At 68.6% G+C, this 20,397-nt stretch carries 21 protein-coding genes; 8 read left to right on the top strand and 13 right to left on the bottom strand.

Translation table 11 applies throughout. The features are described 5' to 3' along the window. The first annotated feature begins 92 nt into the window (after positions 1-92). The 5 genes from napA (at position 93) to QM693_RS31535 (ending at position 4,384) form a co-directional block, all read left to right on the top strand. Positions 93-431, top strand: a complete 339-nt coding sequence (gene napA / locus QM693_RS31555; RefSeq protein WP_144287974.1) for a nucleoid-associated protein NapA — start codon at positions 93-95, stop codon at positions 429-431. Positions 432-455: 24 nt separating this feature from the next. Beyond that, on the top strand, positions 456-1,007 hold the full coding sequence (locus QM693_RS31550; protein ID WP_283336514.1) for a LytR C-terminal domain-containing protein: 552 nt from the start codon (positions 456-458) through the stop codon (positions 1,005-1,007). Positions 1,008-1,080: 73 nt separating this feature from the next. Beyond that, positions 1,081-1,782, top strand: coding sequence for a superoxide dismutase[Cu-Zn] (sodC, locus tag QM693_RS31545; protein WP_283354295.1), 702 nt, complete (start codon positions 1,081-1,083; stop codon positions 1,780-1,782). Between the two features lie 75 nt (positions 1,783-1,857). Continuing rightward, entirely contained in the window at positions 1,858-2,982 is a 1,125-nt protein-coding gene (locus QM693_RS31540) for a glutamate--cysteine ligase (protein WP_007301315.1), read from the top strand. 118 nt (positions 2,983-3,100) lie between these two features. Continuing rightward, entirely contained in the window at positions 3,101-4,384 is a 1,284-nt protein-coding gene (locus QM693_RS31535; protein WP_283354311.1) for a phosphatase PAP2 family protein, read from the top strand. Here the strand turns inward: QM693_RS31535 and mnhG are convergent. Genes mnhG through QM693_RS31505 form a run of 6 tightly spaced genes read right to left on the bottom strand, consistent with a single transcriptional unit; the run spans position 4,353 to position 10,533 of the window. Next, entirely contained in the window at positions 4,353-4,691 is a 339-nt protein-coding gene (mnhG, locus tag QM693_RS31530) for a monovalent cation/H(+) antiporter subunit G (RefSeq protein ID WP_005251747.1), read from the bottom strand. The two genes, QM693_RS31535 and mnhG, sit on opposite strands and share 32 nt — an antisense overlap. After that, on the bottom strand, positions 4,688-4,948 hold the full coding sequence (locus QM693_RS31525) for a monovalent cation/H+ antiporter complex subunit F (RefSeq protein ID WP_005251754.1): 261 nt from the start codon (positions 4,946-4,948) through the stop codon (positions 4,688-4,690). The genes mnhG and QM693_RS31525 overlap by 4 nt, the downstream gene beginning before the upstream one ends. Then, positions 4,945-5,517 (bottom strand): Na+/H+ antiporter subunit E, encoded by a 573-nt coding sequence (locus tag QM693_RS31520; RefSeq protein WP_280779815.1) that lies wholly within the window; start codon positions 5,515-5,517, stop codon positions 4,945-4,947. Before QM693_RS31520 ends, QM693_RS31525 begins: the two co-directional genes overlap by 4 nt. Next, positions 5,514-7,136: a Na+/H+ antiporter subunit D gene (locus tag QM693_RS31515; protein WP_283336515.1), complete on the bottom strand. Its 1,623-nt coding sequence runs from the start codon at positions 7,134-7,136 to the stop codon at positions 5,514-5,516. Before QM693_RS31515 ends, QM693_RS31520 begins: the two co-directional genes overlap by 4 nt. Beyond that, entirely contained in the window at positions 7,133-7,702 is a 570-nt protein-coding gene (locus QM693_RS31510) for a Na(+)/H(+) antiporter subunit C (RefSeq protein WP_007301319.1), read from the bottom strand. Before QM693_RS31510 ends, QM693_RS31515 begins: the two co-directional genes overlap by 4 nt. Then, complete coding sequence (locus QM693_RS31505) at positions 7,699-10,533, bottom strand: Na+/H+ antiporter subunit A (RefSeq protein WP_283354294.1); 2,835 nt, start codon at positions 10,531-10,533, stop codon at positions 7,699-7,701. Before QM693_RS31505 ends, QM693_RS31510 begins: the two co-directional genes overlap by 4 nt. Positions 10,534-10,728: 195 nt before the next feature. Between QM693_RS31505 and QM693_RS31500 the strand changes: the two genes are divergently transcribed. Further along, on the top strand, positions 10,729-11,145 hold the full coding sequence (locus QM693_RS31500; protein ID WP_280780017.1) for an NUDIX hydrolase: 417 nt from the start codon (positions 10,729-10,731) through the stop codon (positions 11,143-11,145). On the opposite strand, the gene QM693_RS31495 is transcribed toward QM693_RS31500, so the two are convergent. Further along, the gene (locus QM693_RS31495) at positions 11,142-12,482 is read right to left on the bottom strand and encodes a hypothetical protein (RefSeq protein ID WP_283354293.1); all 1,341 of its coding nucleotides are present in this window, start codon (positions 12,480-12,482) and stop codon (positions 11,142-11,144) included. The two genes, QM693_RS31500 and QM693_RS31495, sit on opposite strands and share 4 nt — an antisense overlap. 112 nt (positions 12,483-12,594) lie before the next feature. Between QM693_RS31495 and QM693_RS31490 the strand changes: the two genes are divergently transcribed. Continuing rightward, complete coding sequence (locus tag QM693_RS31490; protein ID WP_283354292.1) at positions 12,595-13,347, top strand: isocitrate lyase/PEP mutase family protein; 753 nt, start codon at positions 12,595-12,597, stop codon at positions 13,345-13,347. A gap of 39 nt (positions 13,348-13,386) precedes the next feature. Here the strand turns inward: QM693_RS31490 and QM693_RS31485 are convergent, their stop codons facing one another. From QM693_RS31485 to QM693_RS31460, 6 genes are all read right to left on the bottom strand, one after another. After that, the gene (locus QM693_RS31485) at positions 13,387-15,570 is read right to left on the bottom strand and encodes an AAA family ATPase (protein ID WP_283354291.1); all 2,184 of its coding nucleotides are present in this window, start codon (positions 15,568-15,570) and stop codon (positions 13,387-13,389) included. 27 nt (positions 15,571-15,597) lie between these two features. Beyond that, the gene (gene pssA / locus QM693_RS31480) at positions 15,598-16,461 is read right to left on the bottom strand and encodes a CDP-diacylglycerol--serine O-phosphatidyltransferase (RefSeq protein ID WP_005251763.1); all 864 of its coding nucleotides are present in this window, start codon (positions 16,459-16,461) and stop codon (positions 15,598-15,600) included. Next, the gene (locus QM693_RS31475; RefSeq protein WP_005251765.1) at positions 16,458-17,171 is read right to left on the bottom strand and encodes a phosphatidylserine decarboxylase; all 714 of its coding nucleotides are present in this window, start codon (positions 17,169-17,171) and stop codon (positions 16,458-16,460) included. The genes pssA and QM693_RS31475 overlap by 4 nt, the downstream gene beginning before the upstream one ends. A gap of 62 nt (positions 17,172-17,233) precedes the next feature. Continuing rightward, a complete protein-coding gene (locus QM693_RS31470) occupies positions 17,234-18,271 on the bottom strand; it encodes a DNA polymerase III subunit beta family protein (protein ID WP_283354290.1) in 1,038 nt (345 codons plus the stop codon). Then, positions 18,246-18,770, bottom strand: coding sequence for a hypothetical protein (locus tag QM693_RS31465; RefSeq protein ID WP_283354289.1), 525 nt, complete (start codon positions 18,768-18,770; stop codon positions 18,246-18,248). Before QM693_RS31465 ends, QM693_RS31470 begins: the two co-directional genes overlap by 26 nt. Positions 18,771-18,804: 34 nt before the next feature. Further along, a complete protein-coding gene (locus tag QM693_RS31460; protein WP_283354288.1) occupies positions 18,805-19,260 on the bottom strand; it encodes an SRPBCC family protein in 456 nt (151 codons plus the stop codon). A gap of 476 nt (positions 19,261-19,736) precedes the next feature. Here QM693_RS31460 and QM693_RS31455 point away from each other — a divergent pair. Beyond that, positions 19,737-20,397: aromatic amino acid lyase (locus QM693_RS31455; RefSeq protein ID WP_283354287.1), on the top strand; the 661-nt coding region annotated here is incomplete at its 3' end.

Genomic DNA, 20,397 nt, shown 5'->3' with positions numbered 1-20,397 from the left:
TGTAATTCGTTGCTCGGTCGGCCACGCGATCGAGGAGCCGGGGGAACGTGGTTTCGCTGAGGTCGAGCGAGAGCTAGTAGTCGAGGAGTGAGATGGACGGCGCAACAGCGCGTAGTCGGACCCAGTCCGAGCGCATCGACGGCGACAACTCGGCGGGGGTCAAGGACGTCGGCGACGACGGCCTCTCGCGTCGGGAGCACGACATCCTGTCCTTCGAGCGCCAATGGTGGAAGTACGCCGGCGCGAAGGAAGAAGCGATCAAAGAGCTGTTCGACATGTCCGCCACCCGGTATTACCAGGTTCTCAACGCACTGGTGGACCGGCCGGAGGCACTCGCGGCCGACCCGATGCTCGTGAAGCGGCTGCGACGGCTGCGCGCGAGCAGGCAGAAGGCCCGCGCCGCCCGTCGCCTCGGGTTCGACGTCACGTAGCACCCGGTCGCTAAGGTCGACATCGTGAGTACTCCGAAACCCGAATCGTCCGGCCCGCCGTTACGTGCCCTCGCGATGGTGCTGATCGCCCTCGCGATTCTCTTCGCGGGTCTCGGGTTCGCCTCCCTGGGAGGCTCGGACTCGGAGGAGACCGCCGCCACCGTCACGACCACGGCGGCCGCCACGACCACTCCCGCCGCGCGCCCGACGACGGCTGCCGGAGCGGCGGGCGCCACCTCGACGTCCGCGGCGAGCACCACGTCCGGTGCCTCGAGCACCTCGAAGTCCGCCGCCGCGGCGTCGGTCCCGGTGCGGGTGCTCAACAACAGCAACGTCACCGGTCTCGCGAGCCAGACGGCCACCGAACTGATGTCCTCGGGGTGGACGGTGTCGGAAACCGGCAACTACAGCGACGGCACCATCTCCGAAACCACGGTGTACTACGGCACTTCCGCCGCCGAGAAGGAAGCGGCGACGGAGATCGCCGCGCAGCTCGGGGTGTCGGCCCAGCCGCGGTTCCCGGGTATCGCCGATTCGTCCGCCGGTGTGATCGTCATCGTCACCTCCGCGCAGTAGACCGGACGGTCGGTGCACCGTCGCCGCGGTTATGATCAGATGCACTTCTTCGCCACCTCAAAGGAGCGGTTTGATGGCCTCGAGTTCTACCCGTCGGATGTCCTGGCGCATTGTCACCCCGGTGGTGGCCATTGCAGCACTCGGACTGACCGCCTGCAGTAACAACGAGGAGCCGACCGACGTTCCCGGCACCACTCCTCCCGTCTGGACCGGCGCCGCCGATCCCAGCGCCGCAGGCGTTCCCGGCGATGCCGAGAGCGGTTCCGGTGAAGCCGCGGAGAGCGGCGTGGTCAGCGCGGCGCTGAAGAACGCCGAGGGCGAAGACGTGGGCACCGCCACGTTCAAGCAGGCAGGCAGCCACGTCGAGGTCACCGTTTCCGTCAAGGATCAGACACCCGGATTCCACGGTTTCCACGTGCACTCCGTCGGCAAGTGTGAGACGAACTCCGTGGCACCGACCGGGGGTGCGCCCGGAAACTTCCTGTCCGCCGGCGGGCACTTCCAGGCCGAAGGCCACTCGGGGCACCCCGCGAGCGGTGACCTCACCTCGCTGCAGGTTCTGGCCGACGGCACGGCCGAATTGGTCACCACCACCGACGCCTTCACGGTCGAGGACCTGAAGAACGGCGACAGCGGCACCGCCGTCATGATCCATTCGGGTTCCGACAATTTCGCCAACATCCCCACCCGTTACGCACCCGCCCCCGATCAGGAAACCCTGAACACCGGGGACGCAGGTTCCCGGGTGGCCTGCGGTGTCATCGGCGCCAGCTGAGTCGCGTGACATCCCGGCTTCGGCCGGGATGTCGGTGCGCTGCCGTGCACTGCGGCCTGTGGTTGGATCGAAACCGTGGTAGTTCCTTTTCCCGGTTCGCCGCGGCCGACACTGGGCGTCGAGTGGGAGATCGCGCTGGTCGACAGGGTCACGCGGGATCTCTCCAACACGGCCGCGGAGGTATTCGACGCGGTGGCGAATCTCGCCGGTCCCGAGGATCCGCGGATCACCAAGGAGTTGCTGCGCAACACCGTCGAACTCGTCACCGGTATCCACTCCACCGTCGGTGAGGCGATGGACGACCTCGACGAGTCGCTCGACCTGTTGCGGCGGGCGGCGAACCCGCTCGGCGTGGATCTGATCTGCGCGGGAACGCACCCGTTTGCACAGTGGTCGACCCAATTAGTCACGCGCACACCGGATTACGACGAGCTGATCGAACGCACCCAATGGTGGGGCCGTCAGATGCTCATCTGGGGTGTGCACGTCCACGTCGGTGTGTCCTCGCCGCAGAAGGTGTTCCCGATCCTCAACGCGCTGCTGCAGCGGTACCCGCATCTGCTCGCGCTGTCGGCGTCCTCACCGATGTGGGCCGGCGTCAACACGGGGTACGCGAGTAATCGTGCGCTGATGTTCCAGCAACTTCCCACCGCTGGACTGCCGTACCAGTTCGCGAACTGGGGGCAGTACGAGGATTTCATCAGCGACCAGATGAAGACCGGGGTGATCACCAAGATCGGCGGGATGCACTGGGACATCCGGCCGGCGCCGCGGTGGGGCACCATCGAGGTCCGCGTCTTCGACGGCATCTCCACCCGCGCCGAACTCAGTTCCCTCGTCGCGCTCGTGCACTGCCTGATCGTCGACCTGGACCGGCGTTTCGAGGCGGGTGAGAACCTGCCCAACTTGCAGCCGTGGCACGTTAAGGAGAACAAGTGGCGGGCCGCGCGGTACGGGCTCGACGCCGAAATCATTCTCGACGAGGACAGCAACGAGCGACTCGTCACCGACGACCTGAACGACCTGCTCGAGAAGCTGGCCCCGACCGCCGTGCGACTCGGCTGCGCGGACGAATTGGCCGCCGTCGCCGAGATTCCCCGTCGCGGGGCGTCCTACCAGCGGCAACGTCAGGTCGCGGAGGCGACCGGCGGTGACCTTGTGGCCGTGGTCGATGCGTTGGTAAAGGAGCTCGGGACCTGAAAGACGGTCTCGGGCAGGACACTCGTCCACTTCCCGTTCACGTGTTGTTTACACTTGGCGGGTGTCGATCGACGATGTTGCCGTTGTACGGCCGGGTGGGTCCGTCGATCGTTCCCGCATGTTCGTGGCGGGCGGGGCGCTCGGGGTGGCGATCCTGCTGGTGGTCGTCCAATCGGTCGCGTCCATACAGGGTTTCCAGGGTCCCCTCGAAAGCCTTTTCCACGACTACGTCCTGACCCCCAAGTCGGCGTCGGTCCCGTGGGCCGGCCTCGCGCTGGCGATGGTCGGGCTCACCAATCGCCAGCGCGTCGTGGCACTCGCCGCCGCGGCCGGCATCGATATCGTGGTCGCCGCGGTGCGCTATCTGTCCGGTGGACCGCTGACCGTCGGAAACGGCGCGACCTGGGTACTCACCGGGGTGGGCGTGTATGCGGCGGTCCGCTGGACCGGCGACCACCGGCGCAGCGCCCTCAAGGGTGTCGGCCTCGGTGCGCTGCTGATTCTCGCGACCAAATTCGGCGACGCCTGGCTGCAGGTCACGATCATGGCCGGGCCGATGGTCCTCGACGAATACGCCCAGCTGGCCGACCACGCGCTGGGCAGCCCGTCGTGGCACCTGGGGCAGTTCGTCGACGCCCTCGGACCCGTCGGCTACGGCATCCTCCACTGGGTCTACATCGAACTGCCGGTCGCGGCCATCGCGGTGGCCGTCTACCAGCTGCGGAACGGCTGGCCGTCGCACTACCTGGTGCGCACGTTCCTGCTGATCGGTCTCATCGGTCCCGTGTTCTACGTGCTGTTCCCGGTGGTCGGACCGATCTTCGCGTTCGGCACCGAAGGGCTGGGGTTCCAGGTCAGCGACTACTGGCCCAACGTCGTCCCGACACCCGACTTCGCGCCCGAACCGATGTCGTTCGATTCGACGACCCCCCGCAACTGCATGCCGAGCCTGCACACGGCGTGGGCCCTCGCCCTGTTCATCCACTCCCGGCAGGGCGCCTGGTGGCTGCGCCTCGGCGGCACGTTCTGGCTGGTGTGCACGCTGACGGCGACCCTCGGGTTCGGCTACCACTACGGCGTCGACCTGGTCGCCGGCGCCGTTCTGTGCCTCACCATCGAATCCGCGTTGCGCGACCCCGAACGGGGGTGGGGCTGGTTCCGGGTCCGTCTCGTCGGAGGCGGCGCGCTGGTGCTGGCCGGACTGCTCCTCAGCTACCGCTACCTCGCGGTGCCGATGGGCCGATTCCCCGAGGTGTCCGGACCGCTCGTCCTCGGTGCCCTCGCCGCGATGAGCCTCGGGTTCTACGCGACGTTCTTCGCCCGGCCCGACACCGCACTCGCGCGGTGGGGAAGTTGCGCGAAGGCAGCGGTCACTGATGTTCTGGCGGCTCCAACTCGTTGATCATCAACAGCCCGTCCTGATCTCGCTGCTCCCGGTACGCCACCCGTCCGACGCTGTGCGCGATGACCGGCGCGGTGAACAGGGTGAAGATGCCGACGAGGATCAGCATCCAGATGTCGACGTTGCCACGCAGTTCGAGGACAGCGCCCGCGAGAACCATGATGAGACCGACCACCTGCGGTTTGGTGGCGGCGTGCATGCGGCGCAGGGTGTCCGGGAATCGCACGATGGCGATGGCGGCCGTCAGTGCGAGCAGGGAGCCGCACAGCATGAGCGTGGCCCCGATGACGTTCAGCACGGTGGTCACGACTTGTCACTCACCCGGAACCGGGCCACCGACACCGAACCGATGAACCCCACCAGCGACAACGCGACGATGGCGGGCACGATCGTCGTGTCGCCGGTGTACGCGGCCCACACGGCGAGCCCGCACATGGCGAGCGCGATCAGGGTGTCGAGAGCGACGAGGCGGTCCAGCGAGTTGGGCCCGTCGAGCAGCCGGAACGTCGTCAGGACCCCGGCGACGACCAGGATGATTCCGGATATGACCGAGACGACTGTCATGAGCTGCCCTCCTGAGTGGGGTCGTCGTACTGCAGGTCGCGGTTGTGCCAGGGGCTCGGTTTCCAGTCGGAGTCGCGTTCGAACGCCTCGATGAACAATCGTTCCAACTGCGCGACCGTGCGGTAGAACTGGCTGACCGCCTTCTGCGAGCCCATGTCCAGGACGTGCACGTAGACGATCCGCCGCACCTGGTCGATCTCGAGAACCATGGTGCCCGGAATGAGGTTCAGGACGTCGATGCACAGCGTCAGGACGAGGTCCGACTTGATCCCCAGCTGGTAGCGCAGGACCCCGGTGACGGGCGGCGGCCCGGGCCGGAGCGCGAGGTACGCGATCTGGAGGCTCGACTGGAGCGAGTAGTACACGAACATCATCGCCAGCCGGAGCAGCGGCAGGACGTGCACCCGGCCCTCCACGGGCACCCGCGGCAGCGGCATGAGCACCATGATGAGCGCACCGACGGCGAGCCCGCCGAGAATGTTGCCCCAGCTGACGTTGCCCCACAACAGGATCCACACCGCCATCAGCCACAGCAGCGCGCCGAACTGGAGAAGTCTCTCGCGTTTCATCGCGGTGCCTCCTGCGCTTCGCCGCCGGGGTGCCCGCCGAGGACGGCGTCGATGTAGATGGACCGGTTCTGCAGATCGCTCGCCGCGCGATCGCTGATCTGGATGATCTGGCCGGCGAACACCGTCATCGCCAGCCCCACGGCGACGAGGGCGACGGTGGGGATGAGCATCATCGCGGGGATACGGCCCACGTCGGCGCGGTCGTCGAACGAGATGTCGGCCTCGGACTCGTCGAGCAGCGCCGACGGGCTGACGTCCGCGAGGTCACCCTCGGGGGCGTCGGCGCGGGCCCGCCAGAACGCCTTGGTCCACACGCGGGCGACGACGTACAGCGTGAGGAGGCTGGTGAGGGTGCCGCCCGCGACGAGGATCCACGCCAGCACGCTCGCATCCGCCGAGCCGGCTTGCAGCAGCGCGACCTTGCCGATGAACCCGGAGAACGGGGGAATGCCGCCGAGGTTGAGGGCCGGGACGAGGAACACGATGGCCAGGACGGGGCTCGCCGCGGCGAGCCCGCCCAGACGTCGCAACGACGACGACCCGGCCTGGCGTTCGATCAGACCGACCACCAGGAACAGTGTGGTCTGCACCAGAATGTGGTGGGCCACGTAGTAGATGGCGCCCGACAGCCCCGACTGGGTGGACAGCGCGACACCGAACACCATGTACCCGATGTGGCTGACCAGGGTGAAGGACAGTAGTCGTTTGATGTCGCTCTGCGCGATCGCACCGAGGATGCCGACGAGCATCGTCAGGAGGCCGCACACCATCAGCACGTTGTCGAGTTCGCCCTCCGGGAAGAGCAACGTGTGCGCGCGGATGATCGCGTACACACCCACCTTGGTGAGGAGGCCGGCGAACACGGCGGTGACCGGGGCGGGCGCGGTGGGGTAGGAGTCGGGCAGCCACGTCGACAGCGGGAACACCGCCGCCTTGATGCCGAACGCCACGAGCAGCACACCGAAGATGGCGGTGCGCGTGCCAGACGGGATGCCGTCGAGGCGGGTGGCCATGTCGGCGAGGTTGAGGGTTCCGGTGGCCGCGTAGGCGAACGCAATACCCGCCAGGAAGATCAGCGACGACACCATCGACACCATCACGTACGACACACCCGCACGGACGCGGTCGGCGCTCGCACCGAGCGTCAGCAGCACGAAGCTGGCGGCGAGGAGCACCTCGAAGCCGACGTACAGATTGAACAGGTCGCCCGCCAGGAACGCGTTGGAGATGCCCGCCGTCAGCGCCAGATACGTCGGCAGGAAGATCGAGACGGGCTGGTCCTCACTGCCGTCGCGGATACCCTGACCCACGGCGTACGCCATGACGGCGAGCAACACGATCGACGAGACCACCAGCATCATCGCGGACAGCCGGTCGACCACCAGCGTGATGCCGATCGGCGAATCCCAGCCACCCACCTGAATGGCCGTCGTCCCGTCGCGGTCGGCCAGGAACAGCAGCAGTCCGGACACGACGAGGACGCCGATCAACGCGACGAGCGTGATGATCCGCTGGGCCCGCGGACGACGGCCGAGCACCAGCGTGGCCGCGGCGGCGAGCATCGGGACGAGGACAGGCAGCGGCGCGAGGGCCGTGATCATGTGCGGGGAAATGGTCACGACTTCTCCCCGATCCCGGCCTTGTCGGAGTCCTCTTCGTCGTCGAAGTCACCCTCGTGCAGGTCTTCGTAGCATTCGAGGTCTTCGAGGTTCTTCAGCTCTTCCAGGGGAATGGGGTTTCCGTCCTTGTCGAATGCGTCGCCGCTGAAACTCGGCTCGCCGGTGACCGGGTCGTCGGAGCGGTCGCGGTCGGGTGCCTCGGCGGGCGACCGGCGCCGCAGGACCTTGGTGTCCTCGGGGTCGTTCTCGACGGCGTCCTGCGTGGTGATCTTGAACGACCGGTACGCGAGCGCGAGCACGAAGCCGGCGATGCCCATCGTGATGACGATCGCCGTCAGGATCATCGCCTGAGCCAGCGGGTCGGCCATCGACTCGTGAATGGACTCGCGGCCGACAATGGGCGGATTGCCGTCCGTACCGCCGGACGTGAGGATCAGGAGATTGATGCCGTTGCCGAACAGCAGCAGTCCCAGCAGCATGCGGGTGATGCTGCGTTCGATGAGCAGGTAGACGCCGGCCGACACCAGGACGCCGATGATGACGAGAAATCCGATGTTCGCGCTCACCGCTGGTTCACCTCGATCTGTGCGTCGAGACGCGCCCCGAGACTGCGGAGCACGTCGAGTACGAGACCGACCACGATGAGATACACACCCAGGTCGAAGAACAGGGCGGTGACCATCTTGACGTGGCCGACCAGCGGCAGCGTCACCTCGAACACCGCGGAGGAGAGCGCCGGGGCGCCGAGGAACAGCGACGCCAGCGCGGTGCCCGCGGCAAGCGTGAGCCCGAGGCCCAGGATCTTGCCCGCGTCGATCGGGACAGTTTCGCCGAGTTCGTACCGTCCGCCGGCGAGGTACCGCAGGACCAGCGCGAGACCGGCCGTGAGGCCGCCGGCGAACCCGCCGCCGGGCGCGTTGTGACCGGCGAAGAAGAAATAGACCGACAACACCATGATGGTCGGGAAGATCAGCCGGGTCGTCACCTCGAGGACCAGGGACCGGTGTTTCGGATCGATGAGGTCGCCGCCGAGTAGCCACGTGGTCTCGGAATGCGACGCCGACGAATCGGCCGTGACCGCGGGAGCGTCGGACACCCGGGGGGCGCTGCCGAAGCGGCGGTTGCGGAACACCAGGCTCGCGACACCCGTGGCCGCCACCAGCAGCACCGAGATCTCACCGAGCGTGTCCCAGGCACGGATGTCGACGAGCAGGACGTTGACGACGTTCTTGCCGTTGCCGAGGTAGTACGCCGCGTCGGGGAGTCGCTCGTAGATCGGCACCGAGTTCCGGGCATTGATGGCGTACGCGCCGATCGTGGTGATGGTGGCACCGACCGCGACCGCCAGCAGTGCCCGCGGAATCTTGAATCCGATGGCCCGGCGCTCGTCGACCTCGGCGGGCAGCTTCCGGAACACGAGCACGAAGATGACGAGCGTCAGCGTCTCCACCAGGAACTGGGTGAGTGCGAGGTCGGGGGCACCGTGGAGGGCGAACAGCACACCGCAGCCGTAACCGCTGAGACCGACGAGGATCACGCTGGCCAGACGGTTGCGCATCACCGTGGCGGCGAGCGCGGCCGCGACCATCATCAGCCCGATCACGAACTGCACCGGCGAATCCCACAACCGGACGTCGGCGCCCGTATTCGTGCCGACGACGAGCAGGACCAGCGGCACCACCACGAGGGTGCCGAGGATGGTCGCCTGGGTCAGCGGCAGCGAACCGCGCTGGGTGGCGCCGGTCAGCCGCATCGACAGCGCGTCCATGCCGCGCAGCGTCGCGTCGTAGATGCGGTCGGCGTTGCCGAGCGGAGGATGCTCGAACCGCAACCGGTTGACCCAGCGCTGCGCCACGAAGAGCGCGGTGCCGACGGCGAACACCAGCAGGGTGAGCGCCAGCGCGGTGTTCATGCCGTGCCACAGCGCGAGGTGGTAGTCGGAGACGCCCTCGGCGGGCAGGGTCTGCGAGTACGGCGTCAGCAGCTTCTCGAGCTGCGACGCCGCGAGTCCCGCCGCCAGGCTCAGTACCGAGAGAACGGCGGGCGCGCCGAGGAACAACGGTCCGGGTGCGTGCATGCCCTGCACGGCCGGGCTCGGCCGCGCGAGCCGCTTGCGACCGAAGGCTCCCCACATGAAGCGCACGCTGTAGGCGAGCGTCAGGATCGAACCGAACACCACGACGCCGACGGTGACGATCCGTGCCGGGTCGGCCAGGACGGTCGTGCTCAGCAGGGAGTCGAATGCGGCTTCCTTGCCGACGAACCCGAGGAACGGGGGAAGCCCGGCCATGCTCGCCGCGGCCAGTGCGGCGACGACCGCGAGCGCGGGCGCACGGTCGCCGAGGTGCGCGAGCTTGCGGATGTCGCGGGTGCCCGTCGTGTGGTCGATGATGCCGACCACCATGAACAGCGCGGCCTTGAACATCGCGTGCGCGACCACCATCGTCATGCCGGCGAGCGCGGCGTCGCGGGTGCCGAGGCCGACCAGCACCATCATGAAACCGAGCTGGCTGACGGTGCCGAACGCGAGCACCAGTTTGAGGTCGAAGGCGCGCATCGCCCGCCACCCGGCGAGGACCATCGTCAGCAGGCCGAGCGTGATGATCGTGAACCGCCAGGGCGCCGAGTCGGCGAAACCGGGCGACAGTCTGGCCACGAGAAAGATGCCGGCCTTCACCATGGCCGCGGCGTGCAGATAGCCGCTGACCGGGGTCGGGGCGGCCATCGCTCCGGGCAGCCAGAAGTGCAGCGGCACGATCGCGGACTTCGACAGCGCGCCGATGAGGACCAGCACGACGGCGACACCGGCGAGCCAGCCGCGAGGTGCGACCTCGATCAGTTCGGACAGGTTGTACGTGCCGCTCACCTGGCCGAGGATGATGATGCCGACCAGCATGGCCAGACCACCCGCGGTGGTGACGAGCAGCGCCTGCGTTGCCGCCCGGCGACTCGACGCGCGTTCGGCGTAATGCCCGACCAGCAGGAACGACAGGACCGTCGTCAGTTCCCAGAATATGTACAGCAGCAACATGTTGTCGCTGGCGACGAGGCCGAACATGGCGCCGGCGAAGGCCACCATCTCGGCGGCGAAGATGCCGAGACGAGGTTCGTCGTCGGTGAAGTAACGCGCACAGTAGACCAGGATCAGCGTGCCGATGCCCAGCACCAGCACCGACATGATCGCGGCCAGCGGATCGAACCAGAAGTCGAGGTCCATCGACAGGCCCGGAGCCCACACGATGGACACAGTCTGCTCCGTGCCCCAGTTCGCGATCACCCAACCGAGCGACGCCAGCGGGACGAGGGAGAGAGGGTAGAAACCGTTGCGGCCGAACTTGCGCACCACAAGCGGAGCCAGAACGGCGGCAACGGCATGGGCGAGCAGAACAGCAAGCAAAAGGCACTCCGTCGGGGGTCAGCGGGCGGCGGGGTGTCGGAACGAAACGAACCGAGTCGTGTAGACCGTTCGCTTAGCTAGCGAACTGGGCTACGGGGTACATCCTACTGGGTCGGTTATTCGGACTCGCAATCGCGGCAAATCGGACTATTGGGGCGCGTGTGTTATGGGCGGCCGACCGGACTGTTCTATCTTGTGACGGTGCCCGCCGAGATCCGAACCGCCGCGCTCGCCCACATCCGCGACCGAAAACTCCTCCAGACCCGATCGGTGGGGAAGACCGCGTTCTACATGGCAGGCGGAAAGATCGATCCCGGCGAGAACGCCGAACAGGCTCTGCACCGCGAGATCCGGGAGGAACTCGACGCCCGAATCGTCGATGGGACGCTCGAACATCTGGGGGTCTTCGAGGCGCCCGCGTACGGACATCCCGAGGGCACCGACCTGCACATGACCTGCTTCCTCGCCGAACTGAGCGCCGAGCCGCGGCCGACGAGCGAGATCGCCGAACTCCGGTACTTCACCGTCGACGAATACGCGGCCATGCCCGACGTCGCGCCCGGCTCGATGCTCGTGTTCCGCCGGCTTCAGTCGCTCGGCCTCCTCGACTAGCTGCCTTCCGGGGTACTGCGCCGCTCGTGCACCGAGTAGACGCAGAACGCCACGACGAGCAGCATCACGAAGCCGACGAGATGGTCGGACGCAGCGGTCGAGGCAGGCGACGACGGCAGACGGTGTTCGCTGCTCGCGCCCGAGTAGACCACCCGGCTGCGGGGAACGGTGGTCGCCGCCACGAACACCAGCGACGCGAACGGCAACGCGAAACCGAGTACCGCGACCGGCGCCGACCCCGGCAAAGCGGTGGCGAGCGCGAAACCCGTGCCGCAACCCAGCACGGCCAGCCGGATCAGCAGTGCGACGCCGTCGTCGCCGAAGTCGGGCCACACGGCGGCGAGCAGCGGAACGACGGCGGCCAGGCAGAGTCCCCACTGCGGGCGCCGCCACTTCGGCGGGACCCGGACCGCCACCGCGATTCCCGCGGCGAGAGCGACGACGCCGACCGCCAGCAACGCCGGCGCGGGCGTCGTCACCCGCGGAGTGCGGAGGTCGTCGAGGACGAGCACGGCCGCCGCGGTGACACCGGTCGCGGCGAGCAGGAAGCGTCCGTCGATCCCCGGGAACCGGCGTGCGATCAGCACCGTGGCCGTCAGAATCACGGCGAGCGAGAACGCGACGATCAGCCAGACCGTCAGGGGCTCGCCGAATTCCTGATCGTCGATCCACGCCCCGAACAACCGGTTGAGCAGGGCGAGAGCCACGGCGCCGACCAGCGCGGTCAGCAGGGTCCTCCGGTCCGGACGCTGCACCCGGAACTGCGACCGCGCCACCAACGCCGACGCGAGCGCGAGCACGAGAACTCCCAGCAGCAGCCACTGCGGGGGTTCGCCGATCGCGGAGGTGCTCATACTCGCGGGCTCGACGTACGCGGTGTCACTACGCGGCAGTCGCTGCACACTCGCGAGAAGGAACGCGCTCGCGACACCGAGAGTCAGCGCCAGATGCGAAACCCAGCGACCCCACACCGCGGCGACCGCCGCGCCCAGCAGGAACCCGGCAGTCGCGGTCTTCGCGAAGTGCAGGGCGATCAGCGTGTCGACCCCGCCGGCATTCGGCACCGCCCAGCGCGCGCCGATCAGGGCGAGCGCGCACGCCGCCGCCAGGATCCACGACACCCGCCGGGAGCCGGACCGTTGCAGACCGGCCACCGCGACGACAGCGAGAACGAGAGCCACCACGACACCCGTCGGCTGGCTGCTGAGCCACCGCTCGATCTCCCGGTCGGACGCGTTGATCGTCCAGGCCCGGTTGCGGGGATTGGTGAGGACGAAACCGGCCAGTGCGCCGGACGCGAGAGCAGCCGCGGCCGACAGAGGTTCCCGGAAGTCCATTCGCTCACGGTACTCGAGCGGGAAGGAATGGAAATGGCGAACCCGGCGTTGGCACCGAAGGCGTGCCCGAGAACGACTTCGATCGAATACAACCGAGGCGAGGAGCCCACCTATGACGTCGATCAACGAGAAGGCCACCACCCTGCTGGGGCTGCACCAGCCCGGCAACCCGGTCATCCTTCCCACCGTGTGGGATGCCTGGTCCGCGAATCTGGCTGTGTCCGATGGGTTTCAGGCGCTGACCGTCGGGAGCCACCCGGTATCCGACTCGATCGGCAAGCCCGACAACGAGGGGATCACGTTCGACGAGCTGCTGCACCGCATCTCGCAGATCACCGCGGCGGTGGAGTTGCCGCTGTCGGTCGACATCGAATCGGGATACGGGCTCGAGCCCGCCCGGCTGATCGAAGGTCTGATCGGCGCGGGAGCCGTGGGCCTGAACATCGAGGACACGGTCCACAGCGAGGGCGGGCGGCTCCGCGAACCGCAGGAGCACGCCGACTTCGTCGGAGGGCTGCGGCAAGCGGCCGACGCTGCCGGCGTCCACGTGGTCGTGAATGCGCGCACCGACCTGTTCGTGAAGCAGGTGGGCGACGAGTCCGACCGTGTCGACCGCGCGATCGCTCGGCTGAAGCTCGCCGCCGAGGCCGGCGCCGACGTGCTGTACCCCGTGGGCCGTCACGACGACGCCACCCAGAAGCGGCTCACGTCGGAGCTCCCGCTGCCCGTCAACGCCATCGGCCTGCCCGATCAGGACGATCCGGCGAGCTTCGGGCCGCTCGGCGTCGCGCGGGTGAGCTTCGGGCCTTTCTTCCAGGCCGCCCTCGCCGCACACGCGGCTACGCTGCTCGGCCGCTGGTCCTGACCCGTGAGTACTTGTTAACCGCGGGCGGTTGACAAGTACTCACGGGCGCGACAGCGCATAGGACTCGAGGTGCGCCACTTGCTCGGGATCGAGTGAGGGGCGCACCTTTTCGCGTGCCTCGGCCACGTCGGCCGCGGTGACGTCGGCGGCGTCGATGTTCCGGCGCATGGCGGCCAGCGCGGCTTCCCGCAGCAGCGCCGAGCAGTCGGCGGCCGAGTAGCCGTCGAGGTCGTCGGCAAGGGCGTCGAGGTCGACGTCGTCGGCGAGGGGCACCGACTTCCCGGATGTCCGCAGGATCGCGCGGCGGGCCTCGCCGTCCGGCGGCGGCACGAACACCAGCCGCTCCAGGCGGCCGGGGCGCAGCAACGCCGGGTCGATGAGGTCGGGCCGATTGGTGGCGCCGACGACCACCACGTCGCGCAGCGGTTCGACGCCGTCGAGTTCGGTGAGCAGGGCGGCCACCACCCGATCGGACACCCCGGAGTCGGAGCTCTGGCCGCGCCGCGGCGCGAGGGCGTCCACCTCGTCGAGGAAGATCAGTGACGGGGCCGAATCCCGCGCCCGCTGGAACAGTTCGCGGACGGCCTTCTCGGACGCGCCCACCCACTTGTCCATCAGCTCGGCGCCCTTGACGGCGTGCACACTCAGGTGCCCCGAACTTGCCAGCGCCCGAACGAGATAGGTCTTGCCGCAACCGGGCGGACCGTACAGCAGCACTCCGCGCGGGGGATCGACGCCGAGGCGGGCGAACGAATCCGGATGCTGCAACGGCCACAGGACCGCCTCGGTCAGCGCCTGCTTGGTCTCCACCATGTCCCCGACGTCGTCGAGGGTGAGGGTGCCGATCGCGAGTTCCTCGCTGCCCGACCGCGACAGCGGGCGGATGACGTCGAGCGCGCCGAGCAGGTCGTCCTGTGTGAGTGCGGGGTCGACGGGTTTCCTGGTGGCGCGTGAGGCGGCCCGCAGGGCCGCTTCCCGGCACAGCGCGGCGAGGTCGGCGACGACGAACCCCGGTGTGCGGGCCGCGATCGCGTCGAGGGCGATGCCGTCGGTGGGGACCTTCCGCAGAAGCAGTTCCAGCAGCGCCCGGCGGGTGGAGCCGTCGGGCAGGGTCAGGGTGAGTTCGCGGTCGCACAGGTCCTGCCCGCGCAACCTGGTGTCGACCGACTCGGGGTGCGCCGACGTCGCGACGAACGCGACCCCGACGGTGTCGACTGCGCGGCGGAGTTGTTCGACGATCAGCGCGGACACCGGCTCCGGGGTGGCGGGCAGCAGGGCATCGATGTCGGTGATCAGCAGGACGCCGCCGCTGCGGATCGCGTCGACCGCCGCGGTGACCCGCTGCAACCGTGAGTCGGCTTCCAGCGCGCCGGCACTCGGCCCGTCGAGTTCGACGAGTCGCCGGGAGGCGAGCACCGCGCGGGCGAGCGTCGCCTTCCCGACACCGGCGGGCCCGGTCACCAGGACGCCCAGATGGGGTGAGGCCCCGAGCTTGCGGAGCAGTTCGGGTTCGTCGAGTGCCAGTCCGAGCCACTCGGTGAGTTTGGCTGCCTGGGTGTGGGCACCCACCAGGTCCTCGACCGGAACCGGGGGAACCTCCTCGGCGGGCCGGACGGGCGGCGCGGGCAGCCGGGTCGGGGCCGTGGACACCGTTGCGCGCACACCCTCGCCCCACCCGACCGCGGTGTTGGGCTGCACGCTCACCGGACCACCGGCCGGGTCGACCCCGGTGACGGTGAGCAACTCGGACGTCCAGGCGACACCGAACGTCCGGGACAGTGCCTGCGTCGCGGGGGCGGTGCTGGTGCCGGGGCCCAGATCGCGGGGGAGCAGCGACACCGTGTCGCCGACCGTGAGGACCTTGCCGAGCAGGGCGTGACGCAGGGTGACGTCGGAGACGGAGTTGACGGCCAGATTCGACCCGCTGACCGTCACCGTCTTCCCGCCGTACACCGTCACCGGTGTCACGACAACCGTGCTGTTCTCGGTCAGCCCGGCGTTGGACAGCGTCACGTCGTCGAGGAGTGCAGTCCCGGTGGGGGTTCCGGACGGCGCGCGACCTGCCACCGCGGCGGTGCGGCGCGCGCCGACGAGGGCGATCGCGTCCCACTCGCGGAGGCCGAGCGCGGCCAGGGCTTCCGGATGCAGCCGGACCACGCCGCGCCGGGTGTCGGCGGCCGAGGTGTTCAGTCGGACTGTGAGCGCAAGTTCCGGGGAGGTCACGCCGTCGAGCCTACGTGCGGGAGCGAACTATCGGGCCCGGGGACGACGCAGTCCGAGCCGTGCGGCGGATCGCCTGCCACGGGCGTCGGGCTGACGCCGGATGGCCCGCCGCTCGGACGGCTTGATGTCCCACGTCTCGGGTCGCGCGGCCACCCACCGCTTTGAGTGGACCGCGAACGGAATGTGCCCGAGGTACACCGCGACGAGCGCGATCAGCAGGATGTACGGGTAGGTGACCAGAGCCGCCGCCGCGAGCGCCACGAGGACGAGCAGACCGGCCGCCATGTGCGGGGGCACCGACACCGTCTTCAGTGCGAGCGTGGGGATCCGGCTGACGATCAGCGCCGCGGAGATCACGGTCCACGCCACGACGACGGGATACGACGACCACCAGCCGTCGCCCCACTGCGCCGCGGCTGCCAGCGGGGTCAGCGCGACCAGGGCACCCGCGGGCGCCGGGACACCCGTGAAGTACTCGTTGGCGTAACCCGGCATGTCGTCCTCGTCGAGGAGCGTGTTGAACCGGGCCAGCCGCAGCACGATGCTCACCGCGTAGATCAGGGCGATGATCCAGCCGAAACTCTGGCCGTCCAGCAGCGTGACGTAGAGGACCAGGGCCGGGGCGACGCCGAACGAGATGGAATCGGCGAGCGAATCCAGTTCGGCACCCATCTTGCTGGTGGCGTCGAGCATGCGCGCGATCCGACCGTCGAGCGAGTCGAGGACCGCGGCCGCACCGATCATGGCCAACGCCGTTCCCAGGTCGCCGTCGAGCGCGAACTTGACGGCGGACAGCCCCGCACACAGCGCGAGGATCGTGACCACGCTCGGCAGGAGCCGGACCGCCTGCTGGGGTCGACCCCTCCGCTGCTGCTTCGCGTTGGCGATCACGGCAGTTGAGCGATGACGGTCTCGGCACCGATCGTCCGCTGTCCTCGCTCGGCGAGCAATGTGGTGCCCGCCGGGAAGTACGTGTCGACGCGGGAGCCGAACCGGATCAGGCCGTACGTGTCTCCGATCGGGAGGGTGTCGCCGACCTTGGCGTCGCAGACGATCCGGCGAGCGAGCAGACCGGCGATCTGCACGACGGCGACGTCGTGGCCCTCCGGGGTGTGCAGCAGCATGCTGTTGCGTTCGTTGACCTCGCTGGCGTCGGCGAGGTCGGCGGAGAGGAACTGACCCGGCCGGTGGACGACCTTCGTGACCTCACCGCCGACAGGACTGCGCTGGACGTGCACGTCGAGCACGGACAGGAAGATGCTGACCCGGGGGAGCGGCTCGGTGCCCATGTCGAGTTCGGACGGCGGGACCGCGGAGTCGACGAGCGCGACCTCGCCGTCGGCGGGTGCGACCACGACGCCGACACGGTTCGGCGGAACACGGTGCGGATGCCGGAAGAACGCGGCGCACGCTGCGGCGGAGGTCAGCGCTCCACGCCGGACCCACTTGCGCTTGCGGCCGAGGACGGCCACACCGAGTGGCGCGAGGACGAAGGGCAGCCCGGCCGGGTGCAGGGGCGGAACTGCTCCGCGGACGAGGTCGACGATGTGCCCGACGCTCGTGGATTGCGGGGTTCCGGGGGGTGTGGGCTTGCGTGCCACGGGCTCCTCTAACTGTGTCGGACGGACGTGCTGCCTGCGCGCCATCGCGCCGCACCCACAGATTACGTGAGCGCTACCGGCTGCAACGGCATCAGGAGAGAGTACGCACTCGCGGGGTCCGATGTGTGAACGGATCGTGGCCGGATGGCGAGCGGGGTGATGGGTCCACCCACCTGGAATGTCAACTGCTCACCCGGCAGCGCGTCGACGGCTTCGAGGAGAAAACCGGTGTTCACCTGCACCTGGAAGCGCACGGGCTGCTCCGTCCCCTGTCTGCCGACGACGATCTCGCCCGACTCGAGAACGCCGAGATCCACTCGGTCGCCGGCGTCGGCGAGGAGTGCACGCAGGTCCGCCGAGGAGAAGGTGTGTTCGATTCCGCGGTCGAGGGGCGACAGACTGCGATGGTCGGGAAACGCACCGTCGACGAGGCGGGTGCCGAGCTGTTCGGCGCCGCAGCGGAGGGTGATGCTGTCGGCGCCGACGACGACGGTCACCGTGTCGTGGCGACCCAGCAACCCGGCCGCGTCGTCCAGGAACGTGCACGGGACGACGGCGGAGATCGGTGCGTCCGGCGGTTCGAGGAGGGGCACCGTTCCCACCGCCAGCCGGTAGCGGTCGGTGGTGACGAGCCGCAGCACGTCGTGGTCCGTTTCCAGGAGGCAGCCGCGCAACACCGGGAACGCCGAGTCCGGGTCGGCGGCGAACCGCACCGAGCCGAACGCGGTGAGGAGGTCGGTGGTGCGGAGGACGACAGTGCACTCCCGCGCCGCTCGCGCGTCGAGCAGGCGGTGAATCCTTGCCAGTTCGCGCCGGGCGTCGTCGAGCCCCTTCACGAGCCGGCTGAGATGCCGGTCGAGGAGCCCGTGAGCGTCCGTCCCGCTCAGCACGGCCGCCATGTCCTTCACCGGCACACCCACCCGGCGCATCGCGGCGACGAGGACCGCTGAATCCACGTGCCGGTCGGCGTACCAGCGGTAACCCGTGCGCGGGTCGACCACGTGTGGGGTGAGCACACCCGCCTTGTCGTAGAACCGCAGCGCGCTGACCGACAGACCGGACGCCCGGGCGAGTTCACCGATGCTGAGCACGGTGCTCACTCTGCCCCTGCGGTCCGACAGCCTCGGCGTCGAGTTCTGCGCGGAGCCGCTCGACGGCCCCGCGGATCATCCGGCCATATCCGTTGTCGGTGAGGTGTTCGCAGCTCTGCGTGGCCCGATCGAGATGGTGGCGTGCCTCGGACGACTGGCCGAGCGCGTGATGAGCGGCCGCGACGTTGAGGTGCAGCGACGGGTAGAACCCCGCGACCCGGAGCGAGGAGTGATGCTGCCGGGCTCGGTCGTCGGTCAGCGAGTCGGCGGCGGCGAGGGCCCGCAGATCCCAGCGCAGTTCCTCGGCGGGGTCGGTCTGGACGTCCGCCATGTAGTGGGCCAGCGTGACGACGTGCAGCGGATCCGGTGTGTCGTCGCCGGGACCGGCGAGGGCGTCCCACACCTCCTCGAAGATGCGTCGGGCGCCCTCCCGGTCACCCGCTACTGCCAGTTCCTGTCCCTGCGCGATCCTCGCCATGACGGCGTCGGGTGTGTCCATGCGGACCACGCTGAGGCCTCGACCAGGTCGAGGGTCAACCGGACTACGTGCGTTCGGCGGCCGACTTGATGCGGGCGAGAGTGGTGTTCATGCCGTTCACGAGCTCGACCTCGAAGTCCTCGTTGCCGCCGAGAACGGTCTTGACCAGGAACTGCGACACCTTCGACGTCCCGGTCGGGGCTTCACGGCGCTCGGTGACCTTGGTTCCGCCTGCCGTCGGCTCGAGTTCGTACGACCAGATGGTGCGGTTCTCGAGGATCCGGAACGCGATGGTCTTGTTCGGCTGGAACTTCACGACCTTCGACGTGGTCGGCCACACGAGAAAGCCCTTGCGGTTGATGTTGACGGTTTTGGTGCCCTCTTCGACGACGCCGCCGAGGACGCGCATCGTGCGGCACTGGGGGCTCCATTCGCCCATCCGATTCAGATCCGACACGACGGCCCACACGTCTTGCGGGGTCGCGTCGATGTCGATGCTTGCTTCGAGGGTGTTTGCCATCGGCTGTCTCCAGTCAGGGAAGGTGGTACGTAAGGTAACAATTACTTTGACGTCATGGTAGGCGCTCGTGCCGGAGAGGTGTGCGGTAGGTCACTGAATTCTCGTCCCGACCGCAGTTTTCCAGCACTTCCGCGCGCCTCATCGAAACCGTGTAACCAAAGGGGCACGATGGGCGATGAGTCAAGAGCGCGACGAAATGTCGCCGGTGCAATGGCGCAAATGGAAAGTTGTCGAGTCGGTGTTCGGAAGTGATCGGTAGTGAATGTTCATTCGATCCTGCGGTGGGACCGCAGCCCTCTCCCTCTACTCGAATCAGCCCGATTGCAAGGACGTCCGTCCTCGTGGCCGAGTGAAAAACTCGAACGTCTGATGACGCCACGCGAAATCGAGGAAGCTCTCCGCGGCCGGTTGTAGACGCCGTCGTCGCTCCCGCAATCCCGTCACTCTCCGCCCGGCCCCGGGGGAGACTGGGGGTTGTGGGAGCCGAAGAGTCTGTCGTGGTCGGAACCGGAGCGGTCTCCGCCGAAGAAGTGATCCGGGTGGCGCGTCTCGGCGCGCCGGTACGGATCTCGCGGGACGCGATGTCGGCCATGGCGGAAACCCGGAAGCGCATCGAGGCGCTGGCCGAGGACCCGAAGCCCGTGTACGGGATCTCGACGGGTTTCGGGGCCCTCGCCACCCGGCACATCCCCTCTGCGCTCCGGACGCAACTGCAGCGCAGTCTGGTGCGCTCGCATGCCGCCGGAAACGGCCCCGAGGTGGAACGCGAGGTCGTGCGTGCTCTGATGCTGCTGCGGTTGTCGACCCTGGCCACCGGCAGGACCGGCGCGCGGCCGGAAGTCGCGCAGATCTACGCGTCGCTCCTGTCGGCGGGGATCACGCCGGTGGTCCACGAGTACGGCAGCCTCGGATGCTCCGGCGATCTGGCGCCGCTGGCGCACGTCGCGCTCGCGGTGATCGGTGAGGGCACGGTGCGGGATGCGGACGGCGAACTCGTGCCCGCGGCGACGGCACTGTCCGCCGCCGGTATCGCACCGGTGATCCTCGAGGAGAAGGAGGGGCTGGCCCTCATCAACGGCACCGACGGCATGCTCGGCATGCTGGTGCTGGCGTGCGAGGACCTGCACGGGCTGCTGC

The organism is Rhodococcus sp. IEGM 1305 (assembly GCF_030058635.1).
GTDB lineage: Bacteria > Actinomycetota > Actinomycetes > Mycobacteriales > Mycobacteriaceae > Rhodococcus_F > Rhodococcus_F opacus_D.
This window is presented reverse-complemented; position numbering and strand designations above follow the sequence as displayed.

Bases quoted from the DNA above. Each gene is read 5' to 3' on its own strand.
- napA (WP_144287974.1), top strand. From the start codon at position 93: ATGGACGGCGCAACAGCGCGTAGTCGGACCCAGTCCGAGCGCATCGAC.
- sodC (WP_283354295.1), top strand. From the start codon at position 1,081: ATGGCCTCGAGTTCTACCCGTCGGATGTCCTGGCGCATTGTCACCCCG.
- QM693_RS31535 (WP_283354311.1), top strand. From the start codon at position 3,101: ATGTTCGTGGCGGGCGGGGCGCTCGGGGTGGCGATCCTGCTGGTGGTC.
- QM693_RS31525 (WP_005251754.1), bottom strand. From the start codon at position 4,948: ATGACAGTCGTCTCGGTCATATCCGGAATCATCCTGGTCGTCGCCGGG.
- QM693_RS31520 (WP_280779815.1), bottom strand. From the start codon at position 5,517: ATGAAACGCGAGAGACTTCTCCAGTTCGGCGCGCTGCTGTGGCTGATG.
- QM693_RS31495 (WP_283354293.1), bottom strand. From the start codon at position 12,482: ATGGACTTCCGGGAACCTCTGTCGGCCGCGGCTGCTCTCGCGTCCGGC.
- QM693_RS31490 (WP_283354292.1), top strand. From the start codon at position 12,595: ATGACGTCGATCAACGAGAAGGCCACCACCCTGCTGGGGCTGCACCAG.
- QM693_RS31460 (WP_283354288.1), bottom strand. From the start codon at position 19,260: ATGGCAAACACCCTCGAAGCAAGCATCGACATCGACGCGACCCCGCAA.